The sequence below is a fragment of the Paenibacillus sp. 22594 genome, from assembly GCF_052044425.1.
Classification (GTDB): domain Bacteria; phylum Bacillota; class Bacilli; order Paenibacillales; family Paenibacillaceae; genus Paenibacillus_AQ.
On sequence record NZ_JBQENA010000011.1, the window covers coordinates 47,209 to 63,303 of the forward strand.

General features: G+C 51.2%; 21 protein-coding genes. 20 read left to right on the forward strand and 1 reads right to left on the reverse strand.

The window, feature by feature from the left end; translation table 11 throughout:
* Nucleotides 1-77 precede the first annotated feature (77 nt).
* The 14 genes from ACTJKB_RS26285 to ACTJKB_RS26350 all read left to right on the forward strand — a co-directional run bounded on the left by ACTJKB_RS26285 (nucleotide 78) and on the right by ACTJKB_RS26350 (nucleotide 8,254).
* A complete protein-coding gene (locus ACTJKB_RS26285) occupies nucleotides 78-980 on the forward strand; it encodes an ArsR/SmtB family transcription factor (RefSeq protein WP_440837293.1) in 903 nt (300 codons plus the stop codon).
* 83 nt (nucleotides 981-1,063) lie between these two features.
* Complete coding sequence (locus tag ACTJKB_RS26290; protein ID WP_440837294.1) at nucleotides 1,064-1,603, forward strand: hypothetical protein; 540 nt, start codon at nucleotides 1,064-1,066, stop codon at nucleotides 1,601-1,603.
* Between the two features lie 96 nt (nucleotides 1,604-1,699).
* On the forward strand, nucleotides 1,700-1,873 hold the full coding sequence (locus ACTJKB_RS26295; protein ID WP_167374635.1) for a hypothetical protein: 174 nt from the start codon (nucleotides 1,700-1,702) through the stop codon (nucleotides 1,871-1,873).
* A gap of 192 nt (nucleotides 1,874-2,065) precedes the next feature.
* Nucleotides 2,066-2,251: a hypothetical protein gene (locus ACTJKB_RS26300; RefSeq protein WP_074085202.1), complete on the forward strand. Its 186-nt coding sequence runs from the start codon at nucleotides 2,066-2,068 to the stop codon at nucleotides 2,249-2,251.
* Between the two features lie 230 nt (nucleotides 2,252-2,481).
* Complete coding sequence (locus ACTJKB_RS26305; RefSeq protein ID WP_440837407.1) at nucleotides 2,482-2,787, forward strand: PadR family transcriptional regulator; 306 nt, start codon at nucleotides 2,482-2,484, stop codon at nucleotides 2,785-2,787.
* A complete protein-coding gene (locus ACTJKB_RS26310) occupies nucleotides 2,787-3,134 on the forward strand; it encodes a DUF1048 domain-containing protein (RefSeq protein WP_074114853.1) in 348 nt (115 codons plus the stop codon). The genes ACTJKB_RS26305 and ACTJKB_RS26310 overlap by 1 nt, the downstream gene beginning before the upstream one ends.
* A 12-nt stretch (nucleotides 3,135-3,146) precedes the next feature.
* Nucleotides 3,147-3,497, forward strand: coding sequence for a DUF1048 domain-containing protein (locus tag ACTJKB_RS26315; RefSeq protein WP_440837295.1), 351 nt, complete (start codon nucleotides 3,147-3,149; stop codon nucleotides 3,495-3,497).
* A gap of 15 nt (nucleotides 3,498-3,512) precedes the next feature.
* The gene (locus tag ACTJKB_RS26320; protein ID WP_440837296.1) at nucleotides 3,513-4,280 is read left to right on the forward strand and encodes an ABC transporter ATP-binding protein; all 768 of its coding nucleotides are present in this window, start codon (nucleotides 3,513-3,515) and stop codon (nucleotides 4,278-4,280) included.
* Nucleotides 4,273-5,034, forward strand: a complete 762-nt coding sequence (locus ACTJKB_RS26325) for an ABC transporter permease (protein WP_440837297.1) — start codon at nucleotides 4,273-4,275, stop codon at nucleotides 5,032-5,034. Before ACTJKB_RS26320 ends, ACTJKB_RS26325 begins: the two co-directional genes overlap by 8 nt.
* Nucleotides 5,035-5,152: 118 nt before the next feature.
* Nucleotides 5,153-5,740 (forward strand): putative ABC transporter permease, encoded by a 588-nt coding sequence (locus tag ACTJKB_RS26330; protein WP_440837298.1) that lies wholly within the window; start codon nucleotides 5,153-5,155, stop codon nucleotides 5,738-5,740.
* A 163-nt stretch (nucleotides 5,741-5,903) separates the two neighbouring features.
* Entirely contained in the window at nucleotides 5,904-6,353 is a 450-nt protein-coding gene (locus ACTJKB_RS26335; RefSeq protein WP_440837299.1) for a hypothetical protein, read from the forward strand.
* Nucleotides 6,354-6,417: 64 nt separating this feature from the next.
* Nucleotides 6,418-6,891, forward strand: coding sequence for an NUDIX domain-containing protein (locus ACTJKB_RS26340; protein ID WP_440837300.1), 474 nt, complete (start codon nucleotides 6,418-6,420; stop codon nucleotides 6,889-6,891).
* Nucleotides 6,892-6,915: 24 nt separating this feature from the next.
* Entirely contained in the window at nucleotides 6,916-7,320 is a 405-nt protein-coding gene (locus ACTJKB_RS26345; protein WP_440837301.1) for a DUF2809 domain-containing protein, read from the forward strand.
* A 142-nt stretch (nucleotides 7,321-7,462) separates the two neighbouring features.
* A complete protein-coding gene (locus tag ACTJKB_RS26350; protein ID WP_440837302.1) occupies nucleotides 7,463-8,254 on the forward strand; it encodes a lipid II flippase Amj family protein in 792 nt (263 codons plus the stop codon).
* 101 nt (nucleotides 8,255-8,355) lie between these two features.
* On the opposite strand, the gene ACTJKB_RS26355 is transcribed toward ACTJKB_RS26350, so the two are convergent.
* The gene (locus tag ACTJKB_RS26355; RefSeq protein WP_440837303.1) at nucleotides 8,356-9,171 is read right to left on the reverse strand and encodes a hypothetical protein; all 816 of its coding nucleotides are present in this window, start codon (nucleotides 9,169-9,171) and stop codon (nucleotides 8,356-8,358) included.
* 393 nt (nucleotides 9,172-9,564) lie between these two features.
* On the opposite strand from ACTJKB_RS26355, the gene ACTJKB_RS26360 reads away from it, so the two are divergent.
* Genes ACTJKB_RS26360 through ACTJKB_RS26385 form a run of 6 tightly spaced genes read left to right on the forward strand, consistent with a single transcriptional unit; the run spans nucleotide 9,565 to nucleotide 16,080 of the window.
* Nucleotides 9,565-10,566: a beta-ketoacyl-ACP synthase III gene (locus ACTJKB_RS26360; RefSeq protein ID WP_440837304.1), complete on the forward strand. Its 1,002-nt coding sequence runs from the start codon at nucleotides 9,565-9,567 to the stop codon at nucleotides 10,564-10,566.
* On the forward strand, nucleotides 10,556-11,785 hold the full coding sequence (locus ACTJKB_RS26365) for an ATP-grasp domain-containing protein (RefSeq protein ID WP_440837305.1): 1,230 nt from the start codon (nucleotides 10,556-10,558) through the stop codon (nucleotides 11,783-11,785). The genes ACTJKB_RS26360 and ACTJKB_RS26365 overlap by 11 nt, the downstream gene beginning before the upstream one ends.
* Nucleotides 11,785-12,777, forward strand: coding sequence for an NAD-dependent epimerase/dehydratase family protein (locus ACTJKB_RS26370; protein WP_440837306.1), 993 nt, complete (start codon nucleotides 11,785-11,787; stop codon nucleotides 12,775-12,777). Before ACTJKB_RS26365 ends, ACTJKB_RS26370 begins: the two co-directional genes overlap by 1 nt.
* Complete coding sequence (locus ACTJKB_RS26375; RefSeq protein ID WP_440837307.1) at nucleotides 12,774-13,628, forward strand: MBL fold metallo-hydrolase; 855 nt, start codon at nucleotides 12,774-12,776, stop codon at nucleotides 13,626-13,628. The genes ACTJKB_RS26370 and ACTJKB_RS26375 overlap by 4 nt, the downstream gene beginning before the upstream one ends.
* Nucleotides 13,625-14,941, forward strand: coding sequence for a F390 synthetase-related protein (locus ACTJKB_RS26380; RefSeq protein ID WP_440837308.1), 1,317 nt, complete (start codon nucleotides 13,625-13,627; stop codon nucleotides 14,939-14,941). Before ACTJKB_RS26375 ends, ACTJKB_RS26380 begins: the two co-directional genes overlap by 4 nt.
* A complete protein-coding gene (locus ACTJKB_RS26385; protein WP_440837309.1) occupies nucleotides 14,938-16,080 on the forward strand; it encodes a GNAT family N-acetyltransferase in 1,143 nt (380 codons plus the stop codon). The genes ACTJKB_RS26380 and ACTJKB_RS26385 overlap by 4 nt, the downstream gene beginning before the upstream one ends.
* Nucleotides 16,081-16,095: the final 15 nt, after the last annotated feature.

Here is a 16,095-nt window from a genome sequence, read left to right on the forward strand (position 1 = left end):
TCATACGGTATACTTAGCAATATAAAAATTCAGGATTAATAAATTCGCTAATCCTTACGGTTTGGAGGCCGCTGAATATGTACTTAACAACGAATGCTGAATCGCTAAAGGTGTATGAAGCCTTAGCCAGCGAAGTAAGGTTACGGATCATTGATCTGCTTAGTGTGCGGGAAATGCATATCAAGGAGCTTGCTTCTACCCTCTATCTGAGCAGTGCGATTGTAAGCTCTCATGTCACCAAGCTGCAAAGGGCCGGGATTGTCAGCTCGCAAATGAAAAGAATCGGCAGCGGAACCTACAAATATTGTTCTTTGTCGGCAAATTTTTTACAGATTAAGCTATCAGGCTCACGCGGAATTTCCAGAAAGGTAGTGGAGGTGTCGGTGCCCGTCGGACAATATACGGATTTGCAGGCAGCACCTACATGCGGCATCGCCACAACGGAGAAGCTGATCGGCTATTATGATGACCCGCGCTATTTTCTGGACCCGGAACGGGTGGATGCCGGGATTCTCTGGTTTGCCAAAGGCTATGTCGAGTACAAGGTGCCAAATTATCTTTTTATGGATCAGACGGTGCAGGAAATTGAAATTTCGATGGAGATGGGTTCGGAAGCTCCTCATGTGAACGAGAAATGGCCTTCGGATATTACGTTTACCCTGAACGGAGTTGAATTAGGCAAGTGGACCAGTCCCGGCGACTTCGGCATGATGCGGGGGCGCTTGACCCCATCCTGGTGGAATGCAGAGGTGAATCAATATGGACTGCTTAAAGTACTGAGGATCAATAAGGGCGGCACTTACATAGACGGACAGCAAATTTCGGCAGTGACTCTGGACGATGTGTGCTGGCAGCAGGATCAGTGGAGTTTCCGGTTGACCGCGGAGGACAGCACCCGAAGACGTGGCGGATTAACTCTGTTCGGACATGGTTTCGGAAACTATGAGCAGGATATTGTATTTAGAGTGTATTACGAATAAACCCTTGCCCCTCCATAACCTTTCATATATTGTTAAAAAATGGTGCGTGAGCGCTATTCTTTCAAGATATGGAGGTGGTACAGGTGAGAAAATGGCTATACGGCATCATTGCTGTCCTGGCCCTGACGGGAATTATAGTATACGGTTTTGTCAGCGCCCCCAAGGTATTTCATGTGGACCGCAAGATTACAGTTACTGCCTACAAGGAGAAGAATCCGGAATATTCTCAGCCTGTGACCCTGCTGCTCAAGGGAGTATTTGATGAGAAATCCAAAAGTTATATAGGTAAAATAACAATGAACGGCAAGGTACTGGAGAGATGCAGGTTGTCCCCTGAATTTGGCTTAGCGACTTGTGCGGAAGCGAAGGGCGATCCTTCTTCTGTCATCGGAATGGTGTTTGCCAGCAGAGACTATAAGCAATGGAGCTTGTTGATTGGGCCCTCAGACACGGCTCAGAGCTCCTACAGTGAACTGTATGTCTTGTTGAATAAAGGAGAGCCTATAGGTTCAGCGGGGGACATCATCATGACTTTTTCTGCTGACGGCCGTGAGGCTGCCTTGAAGGAGTCACACGCTCTGGTTGAGCGCTGGCAGGACCGGATGGCAGACCGGAATCCCTGATCTTCACAGAAAGCATGTTTGCAAAACAGTTCAATGGGTAACTATAACTGAAGTAACCCATTAACCTGCAAAGCATTATGCAAAGGAGGATTTCACATGTCAGATCAACTCGAAAATGAAGCGGACATCCGCAATAAAGAAAGCAAACAAGGCGATTCCCTTGCGGAACGCAAAAAGATGGAGAATGGCGTGGACATTGAGCCGGAGGCCGATGACTGGGTAGCCAAACCTGCGGAAACCTCCCATCCTGATCCGCTTCCCAAGAACTAAAGACAGAATGCTGTCTTCTGACAGACTACCCGTCGCAGGTAGTCTGTTTTTTTTGATGCGGTTTCATATTGAGAACCAATTAGTAAATAACGTATACTGAAAATAGGTACAACAAAGTCATGCCTTCATTCTCCAGTTCATTACAGATTTCACAGGTCTCTGGGCAATCCATTTTGCGGGGAGGAATCGTTAATGCGGAGTCGGAACGAGAACGGACGGTATCGGCAAAAGCGTGGAGACGCGCTTGTAGGCAACCTTGAGAAAAAGTACGGTTCGGACTTTGGCGTACGAAGCGACATGAAGCTGGAGACGCTAAGAAGGCAGCATGATGGACAGTCGTTGACACAGTTGCTCAAAGAACAGCAGGACAAAAACTAATCCATAGGGAGCGTATCTGAAGGCTTCCAGAATGATAAACATAACCTGCGGGTTATGTTTTTTTTGTTATTATTCCTTATCGGGGAGCATAATTGAATATCAAATCCGTTTCAGAGCAAACACTATTGACAATTCAGCTACTGCGTGTTACTTTATAGCAGTAGTAAGTAATACTGCATACCAGTGGTACAGAATAGCAAGGAGTGATTGTGCTGGAAAATCTAACGGAAATGCTCAAAGGGTCGCTTGAAGGCTGTGTTCTTGAAATTATAAGCCGCAAAGAAACCTACGGTTACGAAATCACGCGGCGGTTGAACGCTCTCGGCTTCACAGATGTTGTGGAAGGAACGGTGTACACCATCCTGATCCGGCTTGAAAAAAATAAGCTGGTGGAGATCACCAAGAAACCCTCCGAACTGGGACCGCCCCGAAAGTTCTTTGCGATCAACGATGCGGGGCGTGAGGAACTTCAGAGGTTCTGGGAAAAGTGGGAGTTCGTATCCTCAAAAATTAACGAGTTAAAGGAGAGAAACTAATGAACTTTTGGGAAAAAATCACGGGAAGCGACATGACTAAAGAATTCAAAATGTTTGAAGCGCGAACCCAAAAACTGCCGGCTGATTATCAGGCGGCATGGGAGAAAATTAAAGCCAATCTTTGGACGCACTCCGATTTCACCGGTCGAAACCTCATGCCAATTCTTGACGGTGTGCTTGGCCTGCTTGAAGAAACGGCGGCGGACGGTCAGAGTGTCCAAGAGGTTTTGGGTGACGATATCAAAGGCTTCTGTTCTGCGCTGGCCGGTGAAGAAGAGGCAAAGTCTTATCGCGACAAATGGCGCGAGCAGCTCAACAATAATATCGCTAAAAAATTACGTGAATAGGAGGAGGATACAATGAAAATACGGGATATCATCGAAGGTAAAAAAGAGTGGCGGGCGCACGTGGCGCGTGTCAAAGCGCTCCCTAAGGATTATCAGATTGTTTATAAAGAGATTCAAAGATATTACTTTAAGGTCGGTCCTGTCGAATTAACTGAAGATACGGGGCTGCTTTCGGGGATTGTCGATCTTTTTGAAGAGGGTGCGGCCTTGGGAAAAGGCGTGCTCCAAGTGACTGGCAGTGACGTAGCCGCTTTCTGCGACGATCTAATCAAAGATTCAAAAACCTATGCCGACATCTCCCAGGAGCCTGCTGACCAGGAAGTGAACAAGTCGATGAAAAAGTGGACGGATAAAATAAAATAAAAGGGGGATATCGGGATGGAAAAAGCAATTGAGGTGAAAAGTCTGCGAAAATCCTTTAAGGGTTCAGAAGTCCTTAAGGGCATCGATTTTGAAGTGAAGCGGGGTGAGATTTTCGCCCTGCTCGGCTCTAACGGCGCGGGCAAAACGACGATTGTCAGTATCCTTACTACGCTGCTCAAACAGGATGGAGGCACTGCCACCGTTAACGGATTTGACGTTGCGTCAGATCCCGAGAACGTACGGCATGCGATCAGTCTAACCGGGCAATTTGCCGCCGTGGACGAGATTTTGACCGGTCGGGAAAATCTTATCATGATCGCCAAACTGCGACACCTCCCCAATCCGCGTCAAGTGGCTGACGACCTGCTGATACGCTTCAACTTGACTGAGGCCGCCGACCGCAGGGCTTCCACCTATTCGGGCGGTATGCGCCGAAGGTTAGACATTGCCATGAGCCTGATTGGAAACCCGCAGCTTATTTTCCTCGACGAGCCGACGACAGGGCTTGACCCCGAGGCACGCATTGAGGCATGGAAGATGGTCAAGGAGCTGTCGGACGGTGGCACGACGGTATTCCTGACCACTCAGTATTTGGATGAGGCTGAACAACTTGCCGATCAAATTGCCATTTTGCATGAGGGCAGAATTATAGCAGGTGGCACACTTGAGGAACTGAAAAAGCTCTTCCCGCCCGCAAAGGTGGAGTATGTGGAAAAACAACCTTCATTGGAGGAGATCTTCCTCGCGATCATCGGGAAAAGGGAGGTAAGTAACCATGAATAATTACTTTTTCAGCGACATGAGCGTTATGCTTGGACGTTCCATGCGTCATATTTTCCGCAGCATGGACACTATTATCACGGTCTGCATCACTCCGATTGCGATGATGCTGCTGTTTGTCTATGTATTTGGCGGCGCAATCCAAACCGATACCGATAATTATGTGAACTACCTGTTGCCTGGTATCCTGCTAATTGCGATTGCTAGCGGGATATCCTATACGGCTTACCGCCTGTTCCTGGATAAGCAGAGGGGCATCATTGAGCGGTTCCACTCCATGCCAATTGCGCGTTCCGCCGTGTTGTGGGGTCACGTGCTGACCTCGCTGGTATCCAACGTCATTTCTCTTGTCGTCATCATTCTCGTAGCGCTTATTATGGGCTTTCGCTCGTCGGCAGGGGTCCTGCCTTGGCTCGCCGTAACCGGTATACTTGTGCTGTTTACGCTGGCGTTGACTTGGGTTGCGGCGATTGCCGGGCTGTCCGCGAAATCGGTGGAAGGGGCTAGCGCATTTTCTTATCCGCTTATATTCCTGCCGTTTATTAGCTCGGCCTTTGTGCCGACCGAAACGATGCCTTCAGCCGTACGCGCCTTTGCCGAAAACCAGCCGGTGACCTCTATCGTTGAAACCATCCGTGCTCTATTGTCAAGTCAACCGGTAGGGAATGATATTTGGGTCGCTCTTGGGTGGTGCTTAGGGATACTGATTGTTGCATATCTATTTGCGGTACGTGCATACAAACGGAAAGCTGCTTAAACCGGCGGAAAGGGCTTCAAGCCCTCGCAACTGGCATTAGCCTAAAATAACCAATAATTACCTTGATGATTCCCGTCCCATATCGGACATACTACTTCCCAATAAAACCTAAAACAGGGTGGGGGCGGGAACCATTTCGATAACACAGCTGCTTTCGCTGGGAGATTCCCCTGGTGCGATGCTGGCGGGAGAATATTTTTTCTATTTTATGCTGTATTCTTTTATGGGTTGGGTGCTGGAAGGAAGCTATAATCTCTATAGCCAGGGGACTTTTCGCAAGGAGGGCTTTCTCAAGGGGCCTTTCAAGCCAATGTATGGTTTCGCACCATTGCTGCTGGTGGCACTTAAGGACCTTGGCCTTCCGCTGCCGCTCCTAATTGCTCTGGCTTTAATCATCCCTTCCGCTGTCGAGTATGCCAGCGGCTGGCTGCTAAAGTATGCTTTTCATAAGCAGTGGTGGGATTACTCGGGTATGGCCTATCAATTGCGGGGACATATCTGTCTGAAATTCTCATTATACTGGTGGGGGCTGGCGACTACATGTATTTATGGTCTGCAGCCGCTTGTAGAGATGCTGTATCAGCCTATATCAGCGATATGGATGCTGTTGCTGCCGCTCATGGCGTTGATGCTTACTGCTGATCTGCTCTGGACCTACCGAACCTGGCGGCGTGGTGTGAAATTGATGGAGCTTGGGGAAGGTTAAAACTTGCGTATAGTAGTATGCAAATGAATATAGAGAATCAAGGGACATTGTCAGCCTTCGGGCCGATAATGTCCTTTTGCCGTTTGTGGAGACAAGGAATACATGCTAATGTTGTCAAATATAGTGAGAGAAGTCCACAATAGCACGTATGGCGGGAGGGCAAATGCGCAGAATTCCAAAGCTTAGTACCGTTGTTATTGTCCTGGAGACCTTCATCATCGGGGTGTTGGCGGGCTTGCTGCTGTTTTCAGCAGGCAAGCAGGAGCACAGGGATGAGCCGGATTTGATTACGCATTTTGACCAGGCCGATCTGGCCCGGATGCAAGAAGCGATTGCCAGATTTGGCGACGGAAAAGGGGATAATCTGACCTTGCTGCAGTGGGGAATAGACAGCGGACCGTTTATTCATGATTTCTATAACGACGGCCGAGTGATCCACTGGATCGTGGACAATTCCAGAGACGGCATGGCCGTAAGCGCGGGGAAAACGGAATATGTATGCGAGGCAATCGGCCTTGCCGAGGCTGCTGGATTTTACAAGGTTGAGTTGTCAGACTGCGACGGCTATGCGAAGGATGAGAAAATCACCGTAATTTCTTTCCGCAAGGGTTAATGATAAAAGTGATTTAGAACCGCAGCGGATAAAATATTGCTAATCCACAAACAGGAGGGATACTATGCCAATATCCGAGTATTACGGGAGTCTACGGGAGAAGGTTGGGAGTGAACTGTTAATGGTGCCGTCTGTCGCAGCAATTATTAGAAATGAGGAAGGTGCGGTTCTTCTGATCCGCAAGGGTGGGGAACAGCTGTGGGGGTTGCCTGCAGGTGCCATTGAACCAGGAGAGACACCGTCCAGGGCACTGCGCAGGGAAGTATATGAAGAGACAGGACTGATGGTGAACCCGCTTCGGATCATCGGGGTTTTCGGCGGAGAGAAGTTTACATATGAGTACAACAATGGTGACCAGGTTCAATATTCGGTTATCGTGTTTGAATGCTCTATCGTCAAGGGTACGCTCCGAAGTATCGACGGGGAGGCGGAGGAGCTGGTGTTTTTCAGCGAAGAAAAGCTACCTGGACTGGCCATCCCGTTCCCACCGGAGATTTTTAAGCGGGGTTCTGCTGAAGAACGGGTCATCTTCGAATAATACCCGCCATTATGATTATTGGGGATGAAAGTAGTGAGAGCCAAAATTTTATACGGCTGTGCTGTTCTTATATGCATTGTACTGGGGCTCAGCTCCAGAGTATGTGGTGACTGGCTACCACCGTTTGTTGCCAAGCATCTGGGAGATGCGCTGTGGGCATCAATGATATATTTTGTTTGTCGTGTGCTGCTTACCCGGCGGCAACGATGGCTGTCACTGGTGCTGAGCCTGTGTTTTAGTTTCGGGATTGAATTCAGCCAGCTCTATCAGAGCGAATGGATCAACATGGTTCGTGATTCTATACTTGGGGGATTGATTCTCGGAAAAGGGTTCCTTTGGATTGATCTTCTGCGGTATACGGCAGGGATAATGTTCGCTTATGCGCTGGACCGCATTTATTCGCCCCGCATGATACACCTGGATAAGTAACTAACAAGCAGAGCAGGCCACTTCTGTGATGAAGTGATTCCATAAACCATTCTATAAATCTTACAAAATTGCTTCTGGATTATAGAGGTTAAAGAATATATATTTAGGGAGATGCTGCCAGATATGGAGATGAGATCCCCTAATGACGAATAACCTAATCATAGTGTGCGTGCTGACCATGATCATTCACACGGCCGAAACGTTGTCTTATTCGGTGCGCTTTGCCGGTGTGAAGCTGAACAAGATAGCGATTGCATTATCGCTGACCGGAATCATCGTGCTGGTATCCAGAACGGCCAATATGGTTCAAGCCCCCCTTACTGCCAAATTTGTTGATCTTGCCAAGATTGATCACACCTTTCCTCTGGAAAATTATCTGCGGATCATCATGCTGGCCTCCTCATTGGGTACATTGCTTGCTATTGCCTTATTCCCCACCTTCGTGGGGCTGTCCGGCAGAATTATCTCCAAGCTGGAGATTGAAGGCTCCATACCCAAGCTGCTGACCAGTGTGACAATCAGTCAGCTTAAGAACACCCGCAAATACATCCGCAAGCCCAAAGTGAAGCTGCACAGCTTCCGTTATCTGGGCATTCCGAAGCGCTTTATTGTCATGAATATATTTGTTACCGGATTTTATACGGTCGGTGTACTGTCTTCATTGATGGCAGCGCATCTGGTACCTGCTTTCAGTACAACAGCCTCCCAGGCGTCAGGGATGATCAACGGTCTTGCTACCATCATGCTGACCATCTTCATCGACCCTCAGCTTGGCATTATCACCCATAAGGCTACTGAAAATGCGGATTCCCGGGATCAGCTGGGCAAAATATATGTCCTCCTGATGGGCTCGCGGTTCCTGGGAACCTTGCTTGGCCAGGCTGTGCTTTTGCCTGCAGCCCATTCGATTATCTGGCTGGTGCAGCTGATCTGAAGATGCCCCACGCGCAAAAGAAACACTGCCGCTATACATAGTAAAGCTGTTGAATCAGCGGCTTCATTGGCTGCATTCTTCTGGCGCATTCAGCCGCCGGCTCATTTAGGCAGCTTGGCTTCCGCTGCCCGGAGCGCAAGCGTGATTTTCTGTTCCCAGGCATACGATTGCTGCCCGAACGTGCGGAGCTCGCCCATGCGGGCATAAGACAATTTCATCGCCGCCGCAGCTGTGATGGCGTCGCCTGCTGCGATAGCGGCTTTGTATCGTTTATCTGCCTCAGTACGTTCTGCCTGCGCAGTGCTGGCCGCTTTATTCTGAGCTGCAATTTGCTTCTTAAGACCGGCTATGGGAGCCAGGGCATCCTTGGCCGGTTTTAACTTGGCTGCTGTAATTGCCCGGGCTTCCGCTAGCAGGGTATTCTTCGCCTTGACTTCGGACCGGGCAGCAGTTGCAGCGGCCTTCAGTTTGTTCCGTTTAATCTCCAGCAGGGTTGCCGACTTCAGATTCCCGGCCTTGCGGGCTGCTGTGATCTGCTTGCCGAGTGAACTGTATTCCTCTAATAGCGGTGAATGCTTCTTCTTTATGGCTTCAGCTTCCGCCTTCAGCCGGTTCAGCAAGACGGAATCAACGGTCTTCAACTTCAGATTTATGGCTGCGAGATCCGCATTATTCTGCTTGCGGAGTGTCTGGGTTCTCGTACCCTCAGACTTCAATGTCACCTGGAGTCCGGTATAATCGCTGTACATCGTATGAATCTCTTCCAGAGCGGAGTCCCAATCAGTTGCAGCTTCAGCATGAGGAAGATATACGCAGAACATTGCCAGCAGAACCAGCATTCCTATCCATCTGCGGTAAAAGCCTGCGCTTCTCCATTGTTCTGAAGCAGCATTCCATTTCCGTATTCCTGCTTTCATTCTCATCATCTCCTGTAATATGGTCGATAATAGACGCAAAAAAGCACCCCCAAGAAAGGCGCAAAGGCCTGTCCTGCGAGGTGCTTCTCCCGCTTATCGTATGAAATTTATTCTTTTACTATAGCTTGTAATCAAGGGATCGTCAACAAAAAAAGAACGCAAGTTCGCTTATTTGAACTTCTATTGCTATTTTTAAAAATATAAGAATTTATATGCTTCGCGCGCTATAAATTATCCTTCTATTTCTCGCTGAAACGGTGCCGTCCTTAAAAAAGGACGGAGTAGGCGTTTCTACTTGTGTAACTGGTTCAAGAAATCTAGTAGAATAGTTCTATAGTTTACAATATTGGATAAAACCCGCAGCAGAAGCAGTATAGACAGGGAGATGACATCGTGCAGTTTAGACATGTGAAAATCTTGGGTACCGGCAAGTATTTACCCGCAAGGAAGGTGACGGACGAGGAATTAGACATGATGCTCGGCACTCCTGCTGGCTGGGTCGGCAAAATAACGGGTGTAGGCCTACGGCATTATGCCGGGGAGGGTGAAACGGCCTCTAGTATGGGTGCCAAGGCCGCTGAAGCTGCGCTTGCGGCAGCCGGCTTGAGCTTTTCCGATATCGATTGCCTGGTCTGCACGAGCGGAACTAAAGAGCAGCCCCTGCCCAGTACGGCGGTATTTATCCAGCAGGCGATGGGACAGGGGGACTCCGGTGTCCCGGCATTTGATATTGACTCAACATGCCTCAGCTTTCTGGTGGGTCTGGATGTCATGTCTTATATGGTGGAAGCAGGCAGATACCGGAACGTGCTTCTGGTAGCTACAGAGATTGCCTCGGCTGGACTTAATTATGAGGACAAGGAGAGTGCGGCGCTATTTGGCGACGGGGCGGCTGCGGTGGTCATCGGTCCTAGTGCAGCCGGAGATCCTTCGAAGATTCTTCATGCCTCGCTCAAAACCTACAGCAGCGGCGCGCGTTACTCGGAGATTGCCGGCGGAGGCACCAGGCTGCATGCCCAAAAATACACCAAGGAGAATATCTTGCCTTATTTATTTCATATGGACGGGCAGGCCATTTTTCGAAAAGCTTCCAAGCTTCTTCCGGAATTTATCAGTGAAATGCTGACGCAGACAGATACACAAATGAATGATTTTCGTCTGGTTATCCCCCATCAGGGAAGTGCAATGGCGATGCGGCTGCTCCGCAAAAAGCTGGGTATTGCCGAGGAAAGATTCCTTGACAATACTCCTGGACATGGGAATACCATCGCAGCTTCGATCCCCATGGGGCTGCATGAAGCAATCGTTCAAGGGCGGGTGCAGCGCGGGGAACGCATATTGTTCGTTGGCACTGCGGCAGGCCTGTCACTGGGAGGCATGATTATTGACTACTGATCCCACCGGCAATCCGGCAGTGATGAATGTGCTCATTACCGGGGGAAGGGCACCTGTGGCACTGGAGCTGTCCCGGCTGCTGAGAGATGCTGGACACCGGGTATATGTTGCTGAAAGCGCCAGACATCATCTATGCAGGGTTTCTTCGGCCGTAGAACGCAGCTTTCGTGTACCCCCGCCAAGGCATAGTCCCGCGGCGTATATTGATGAGCTGGCAAGGCTGGTCGAGGAACTGGATATTGATGTGCTGATGCCGCTGTGCGAGGAGATTTTTTATATCTCGGCCAGTCTTGACCGTATCACTGGCTGCCGCGTGCTCTCTGCGGGGCGGGAGATGCTGGCCCGCTTGCATCACAAGGCCAACTTCATTATATGGGCCCGTGAACTGGGATTTACTGTCCCTGCGACGCGGTTGCTCAGCAGCCTGGAGGAATGGAATAACCAGACGGATGAAGCTGCGCGTATGGGAGAAGCCTGGGTATACAAGCCGGCCTATTCACGGTTTGCTTCCAAAGTCATTTTGCCCGGTAAGTTCACCGGAGGGCAGGAAAGCCTTGCCGGACCACGCAGTCTTGCTGCTCCTCCCGGTCTTTGTCCCGCCGCTCCCTGGGTGGCGCAGCAGTTTATCAAGGGAGCGGCCATATGCACTTACAGTGTTGTGCATCAAGGTGAGCTGGCCGCGCATGCCGCTTATGGCAGCGGGTACCGGACCGGCAAGGCGGGAGCAAGCGTGTATTTTGAACCATTGGAGCATCCGGGAGCTTTGGAGTGGATACAACGTTTTGTCCATGCCACCGGATTCAGCGGCCAGATCGGCTTCGATTTCATCCAGGCGGAGGACGATGTTCTATACCCGATCGAATGCAATCCGCGCGCGACCAGCGGAATTCATCTGTTTGCTCCTGAGGATGGGCTGGTGCAGGCTTTGCTGAGTCCAGAGCTGCTTGCGCAGCACGGAAGCGTCAGCATACCTCGTTCAGGCAAAAAAGCCATGCTCGCACTTCCCATGCTCGCCTGCGGCCTGCGGCCCGGACCGGGAGGCCTGAATAGGTGGAACAGGGCGTATCGTGCTGCTGAGGATGTGATCTTCCGCAAGGAAGACATGCGTCCCTTCCTCGAGCAGTTCCGCGTCGTCTACCAAGCCTATCGTCTTGCCAGGCGGAATAAGATTTCGGTTACTGAAGCCCTGACAGAAGATATAGAATGGAACGGTGAGTGATGGCTAGAGCACTTGTAACAGGCGCGACCGGCTTTCTTGGCCGTCATACGGTACAGAGGCTTGTAGAGCTGGGCTGGGAAGTATACGGTCTCGGGCGAAACCGGGAGGCCGGCGAACAGATTGAACAGGATGGTGCAGTGTTTCTATGTGAGGATTTGCGGGAGCTTGAAGCTGCGGTCCGGGCGTGTTCGGGTATGGATGTAGTATTCCATTGTGCGGCACTCTCTTCGCCCTGGGGCAAATATAGTGACTTTTACGCATGTAATGTAGCAGCTACACGGAACATAGTTGAGGGCTGCGAGCGGCATAGGGTCCAGCGGCTGATTCATATATCGACCCCAAGCCTTTACTCCAGCCGCAAAAGCCGGTTCGGCATTCGGGAAGCAGATCCGCTTCCGCCGAAACCGGCTAACAGCTATGCGGCAACCAAACGAATAGCGGAGCAGGTAGTGGAGCAGGCGGTAAGTGAGGGGCTGACGGCATTTATACTACGTCCGAGAGCAATCTTCGGCCCTATGGACAATGCCTTGTTTCCGCGGCTGCTGGAGGCTAATGAAGGTAAAGGGGTACCGTTGCTTGACGGAGGAGGCGCAATAATAGATGTGACTTGCGTTGAGAATGTCATCGACGCCATGTTGCTCTGTTGTAGCGCTCCGCTGTCAGCGGCCGGGCGAGCCTACAATATCACCAACGGCGAGCCGGTCATGTTCAGGGAGCTCCTTGAGCGGCTGTTTGTCCGGCTAGGGATGCCGCTGCATAGCAGACAGATTCCATATCCTACCGCTTATGCTGTTGCGGGAATGTTGGAAGGGGTACATAAGCTGTTTCCATTCCTGGGCGAACCGATGCTTACCCGTTATTCGGCTTCGGCCCTCGGTGTCTCTCAGACGCTCGATATTTCACTGGCGCGGGCCCAGCTTGGTTATCATCCCCGTGTAACTATAGACGAAGGTCTTCAGTCCTTCGCGGAATGGTGGAGAGAACAGAAATGATGACTTCAATTCCAGTATCGGTGTCTATTTTGTCCGCAGGATACTGCGTTCATCCCGAAATGCTGACACTGAAGGGCGGAACGATCAGACCTGTGGCATTTCCGGCTGGTTATGTGCTGCTGAGACACCCACAACATGGACCAATCCTGTTCGATACAGGCTATAGTGCCCGATTCTTTCAGGAGACAGCGAAGCTTCCGGCTTCACTGTACCGCCATATTACACCGGTAGTTTTCAAGGCAGGGGAAAGTGCCGTGGAGCGTCTCCGGGAAGCTGGTATTCAACCCGAAGAGATCCGTTACATGGTGCTTTCGCATTTTCATGCGGACCACATCGGCGGTGTCCGGGACTTCCCCCGGGCAAAGTTCATCTATTTACAGAAGGCATATGAGGCCGTTCGCAGGCTTGGAACCATTAAGGCGCTTAGGGCCGGATTTCTTCCAGGACTGCTTCCAGAAGACTTTACAGCCCGTTCATTGCCTATAGACGAGCACTCTCCCAAACGCCCGCTGGACTCTGGACTTCCCTTCAGGGATGCTTATGATCTGCTTGGCGACGGCAGTCTGCTGGCAGTGGAAATGTCAGGCCATGCTGCCGGGATGATCGGCTTGTTCGTCTCTGACGGAGGTTGTGACTACCTGCTCTGCGCGGATACCGTATGGTCGAGCCGGGCTTTCCGCGAGAATCGCAGGCCACATCCCGCAGCCAGTCTCATTATGTCTGACCGCAGAGAATACCGGCTGAATTTTGACCGTTTGCGGCAGATCCACGAGAACTTTCCCAACCTGCGGATTGTACCCAGCCACTGTCGTGAGGCACTTGCACGCTGGGGAACAGGCGGTGTGAAATGAGACGGCTGCTGCGCACGCTCCGGTATTACAGCCTTACAAGGCAGCGGCATCGCTGGAAGAACCGGGAAGCTCTGGAGCTGTGGCAGGAAAAGCGGATTCGGCATCATGTGGAACAGATCCGCCAGGCATCTCCTTATTACCGTGATCTGTGGGCCAATATCCCCGCCGCAGAGTGGCACCGATTTCCGATCATTGAGAAGCAGCTCATGATGGATAATTTTGATACGCTGAATACAGTGGGGATTACCAAAGACATAGCTTTCGCTGAGGCTTATGAAGCAGAGAACAGCCGTCATTTTAAGCCGACACTCCATGGAATTACGGTTGGTTTGTCGTCGGGAACGTCAGGAAACCGGGGGATCTTTCTTGTCAGTGAAGAAGAACAGGCTGCCTGGACAGGGACCGTACTGGCCAAGCTGCTGCCGGGAGGGCTGTGGCAACGGGCGAAGATCGCCTTTTTCCTGCGGGCCAATAGCAATCTATATGAATCAGTCAGACAAGGGCGGCTGCAATTTCAGTATTTTGATCTGCTGGAGCCGGTCGCACAGCTGGTCGCCAGGCTGGAGCAGTACAGTCCGGACATCTGGATTGCGCCGCCGTCCATGCTTCGTCTGCTCGCTGAAGCGCATTTGTCGGGCAGCTTGAGCGTTCAGCCGCGCCGACTGATTTCCGTAGCAGAGGTTCTGGACCCGCTGGACCGCGAGCATATTGAGCGGGCCTTCGGGCAGAAGGTGCATCAGGCCTACCAGTGTACAGAGGGATTTCTCGGATATACCTGTGAGTGCGGCACGCTGCACCTTAATGAAGATATTGTTCATATTGAAAAAGAATATCTGGACCGCGAATCCAGGCGCTTCGTGCCGGTGGTAACGGACTTTTCAAGAAAGGTCCAGCCTATTATCCGCTACCGGCTGAATGATATACTAACCGAACTGGCTGCGCCTTGTCCTTGCGGTTCATTGTTTACGGGGATAGAACGTATTGAAGGACGATGCGATGATATTCTGTATCTGCCCCATTTGGAGAACGGCCAGCTGGTTACGCTGTTCCCCGATTTTATCACCCGGGCTGTAATGGCAGCTTCACCGGAGATCGAGCATTACCGGGTTATTCAGCGCAGTCCGCTGGATCTGGAAATTTCGTACCGCTCACGCGAGGGAAGCACAGGGGATATTGAATCACTGTTAACCGGGGAATTCTCGCGGTTATTCACCCGGCTCTGCTGCATTCCTCCGCAGCTTCAGTTCACCGAATATAGCTTCTCACCTGGACCGGTGAAGCTGCGGCGGGTGGAGAGGAGCTGGAAGCTTTGAAGGATGGAGTGTTTCAATATGACAGGGATAGCATCAGGGAACTGAACTGGCCGGATACGGAATATGGCCGCTATGCGCAGCAATACGTTACAGCCCTGCTGGAGCATCCTGCAGAATATTTTATTGCCAATGTGCGTACTGCGGTCAAGGTGGTTGCGGTTGACGGCTTGCCCATACCGATCAGCGTAAATGAAGCCGAGTATGCAAACTCCTATGTTTGCTCTCCGTACACGCATTATGTCAGCTATGCCCATGAAGAGCTTGCTTTGCTGAATAACCGGCTGCTGGAGGGAACCCTGGCCGCTCTACTGCGGGGCATGGACCATCTGCTGAGGACTGCCAGGTTCAACCGGGTGGTTCAGGTCAATAACTGGCTGCTGTCCACCAACCTGTATCCTCCGGTGAATCCGGACCAGTTGCTGAAGGTGCTGGACTTTCTCCGCTGCGAGTATCCCGGCTATACGATTCTCCTACGCTCCCTAAGCCAGGAGACATCAGGGCCTTTAATGGACGCACTTAGCAGCTATGGCTGTAAATGGGTGCCGAGCCGCCAGATTTATCTGCTGCAGCATCCTGCCGGGTCAAAGGCCAAATGGCTGGTCAAGCGTGACCGGGCATTGCTGGACAAGCATGGCTATACGGTTGAGGGGCCCGATCAGATTACGGAGGAAGACATCCCCCGCATAGTGGCGCTCTACGAGCTGCTGTATATCCATAAATATTCAGAACATAATCCGAAGTTCACCGCAGCCTACATCCGCCTTGCCCTTGAGAAGCGTACACTCCATGTACACGGTCTGCGCAAAAACGGCAGGTTAGACGCAGTACTCGGCTTCTACAGCCGGGAGGGTGCGATGACGGCGCCGTTGTTCGGTTATGATACTTCGCTGCCGCAGTCGACCGGACTGTACCGGATGCTGTCTGCTGTGCTGATTGATCTTGCCGCCAGCCGGGGAGAACTGCTGCATGAGAGCTCCGGGGTAGGTCAATTCAAGCGCAACCGCGGAGCTGTGGCCGCCACAGAGTTCTCGGCAGTGTATGACAAAGGCACATCCTGGCTGAACCGTTCCGGCTGGGCCTTTCTGGGGCTGCTGCTCCGGCGGGTGGGCATACCCTTGATCCAAAAGTTGAAGCTGTAGCGGATTTGTTTTACG

What these genes read in the sequence shown, in the direction of transcription:
- ACTJKB_RS26285 (WP_440837293.1), top strand. Translation starts at nt 78, where the DNA reads ATGTACTTAACAACGAATGCTGAATCGCTAAAGGTGTATGAAGCCTTA.
- ACTJKB_RS26295 (WP_167374635.1), top strand. Translation starts at nt 1,700, where the DNA reads ATGTCAGATCAACTCGAAAATGAAGCGGACATCCGCAATAAAGAAAGC.
- ACTJKB_RS26300 (WP_074085202.1), top strand. Translation starts at nt 2,066, where the DNA reads ATGCGGAGTCGGAACGAGAACGGACGGTATCGGCAAAAGCGTGGAGAC.
- ACTJKB_RS26305 (WP_440837407.1), top strand. Translation starts at nt 2,482, where the DNA reads ATGCTCAAAGGGTCGCTTGAAGGCTGTGTTCTTGAAATTATAAGCCGC.
- ACTJKB_RS26310 (WP_074114853.1), top strand. Translation starts at nt 2,787, where the DNA reads ATGAACTTTTGGGAAAAAATCACGGGAAGCGACATGACTAAAGAATTC.
- ACTJKB_RS26315 (WP_440837295.1), top strand. Translation starts at nt 3,147, where the DNA reads ATGAAAATACGGGATATCATCGAAGGTAAAAAAGAGTGGCGGGCGCAC.
- ACTJKB_RS26320 (WP_440837296.1), top strand. Translation starts at nt 3,513, where the DNA reads ATGGAAAAAGCAATTGAGGTGAAAAGTCTGCGAAAATCCTTTAAGGGT.
- ACTJKB_RS26325 (WP_440837297.1), top strand. Translation starts at nt 4,273, where the DNA reads ATGAATAATTACTTTTTCAGCGACATGAGCGTTATGCTTGGACGTTCC.
- ACTJKB_RS26335 (WP_440837299.1), top strand. Translation starts at nt 5,904, where the DNA reads ATGCGCAGAATTCCAAAGCTTAGTACCGTTGTTATTGTCCTGGAGACC.
- ACTJKB_RS26340 (WP_440837300.1), top strand. Translation starts at nt 6,418, where the DNA reads ATGCCAATATCCGAGTATTACGGGAGTCTACGGGAGAAGGTTGGGAGT.
- ACTJKB_RS26345 (WP_440837301.1), top strand. Translation starts at nt 6,916, where the DNA reads ATGAAAGTAGTGAGAGCCAAAATTTTATACGGCTGTGCTGTTCTTATA.
- ACTJKB_RS26350 (WP_440837302.1), top strand. Translation starts at nt 7,463, where the DNA reads ATGACGAATAACCTAATCATAGTGTGCGTGCTGACCATGATCATTCAC.
- ACTJKB_RS26355 (WP_440837303.1), bottom strand. Translation starts at nt 9,171, where the DNA reads ATGAAAGCAGGAATACGGAAATGGAATGCTGCTTCAGAACAATGGAGA.
- ACTJKB_RS26370 (WP_440837306.1), top strand. Translation starts at nt 11,785, where the DNA reads ATGGCTAGAGCACTTGTAACAGGCGCGACCGGCTTTCTTGGCCGTCAT.
- ACTJKB_RS26375 (WP_440837307.1), top strand. Translation starts at nt 12,774, where the DNA reads ATGATGACTTCAATTCCAGTATCGGTGTCTATTTTGTCCGCAGGATAC.
- ACTJKB_RS26380 (WP_440837308.1), top strand. Translation starts at nt 13,625, where the DNA reads ATGAGACGGCTGCTGCGCACGCTCCGGTATTACAGCCTTACAAGGCAG.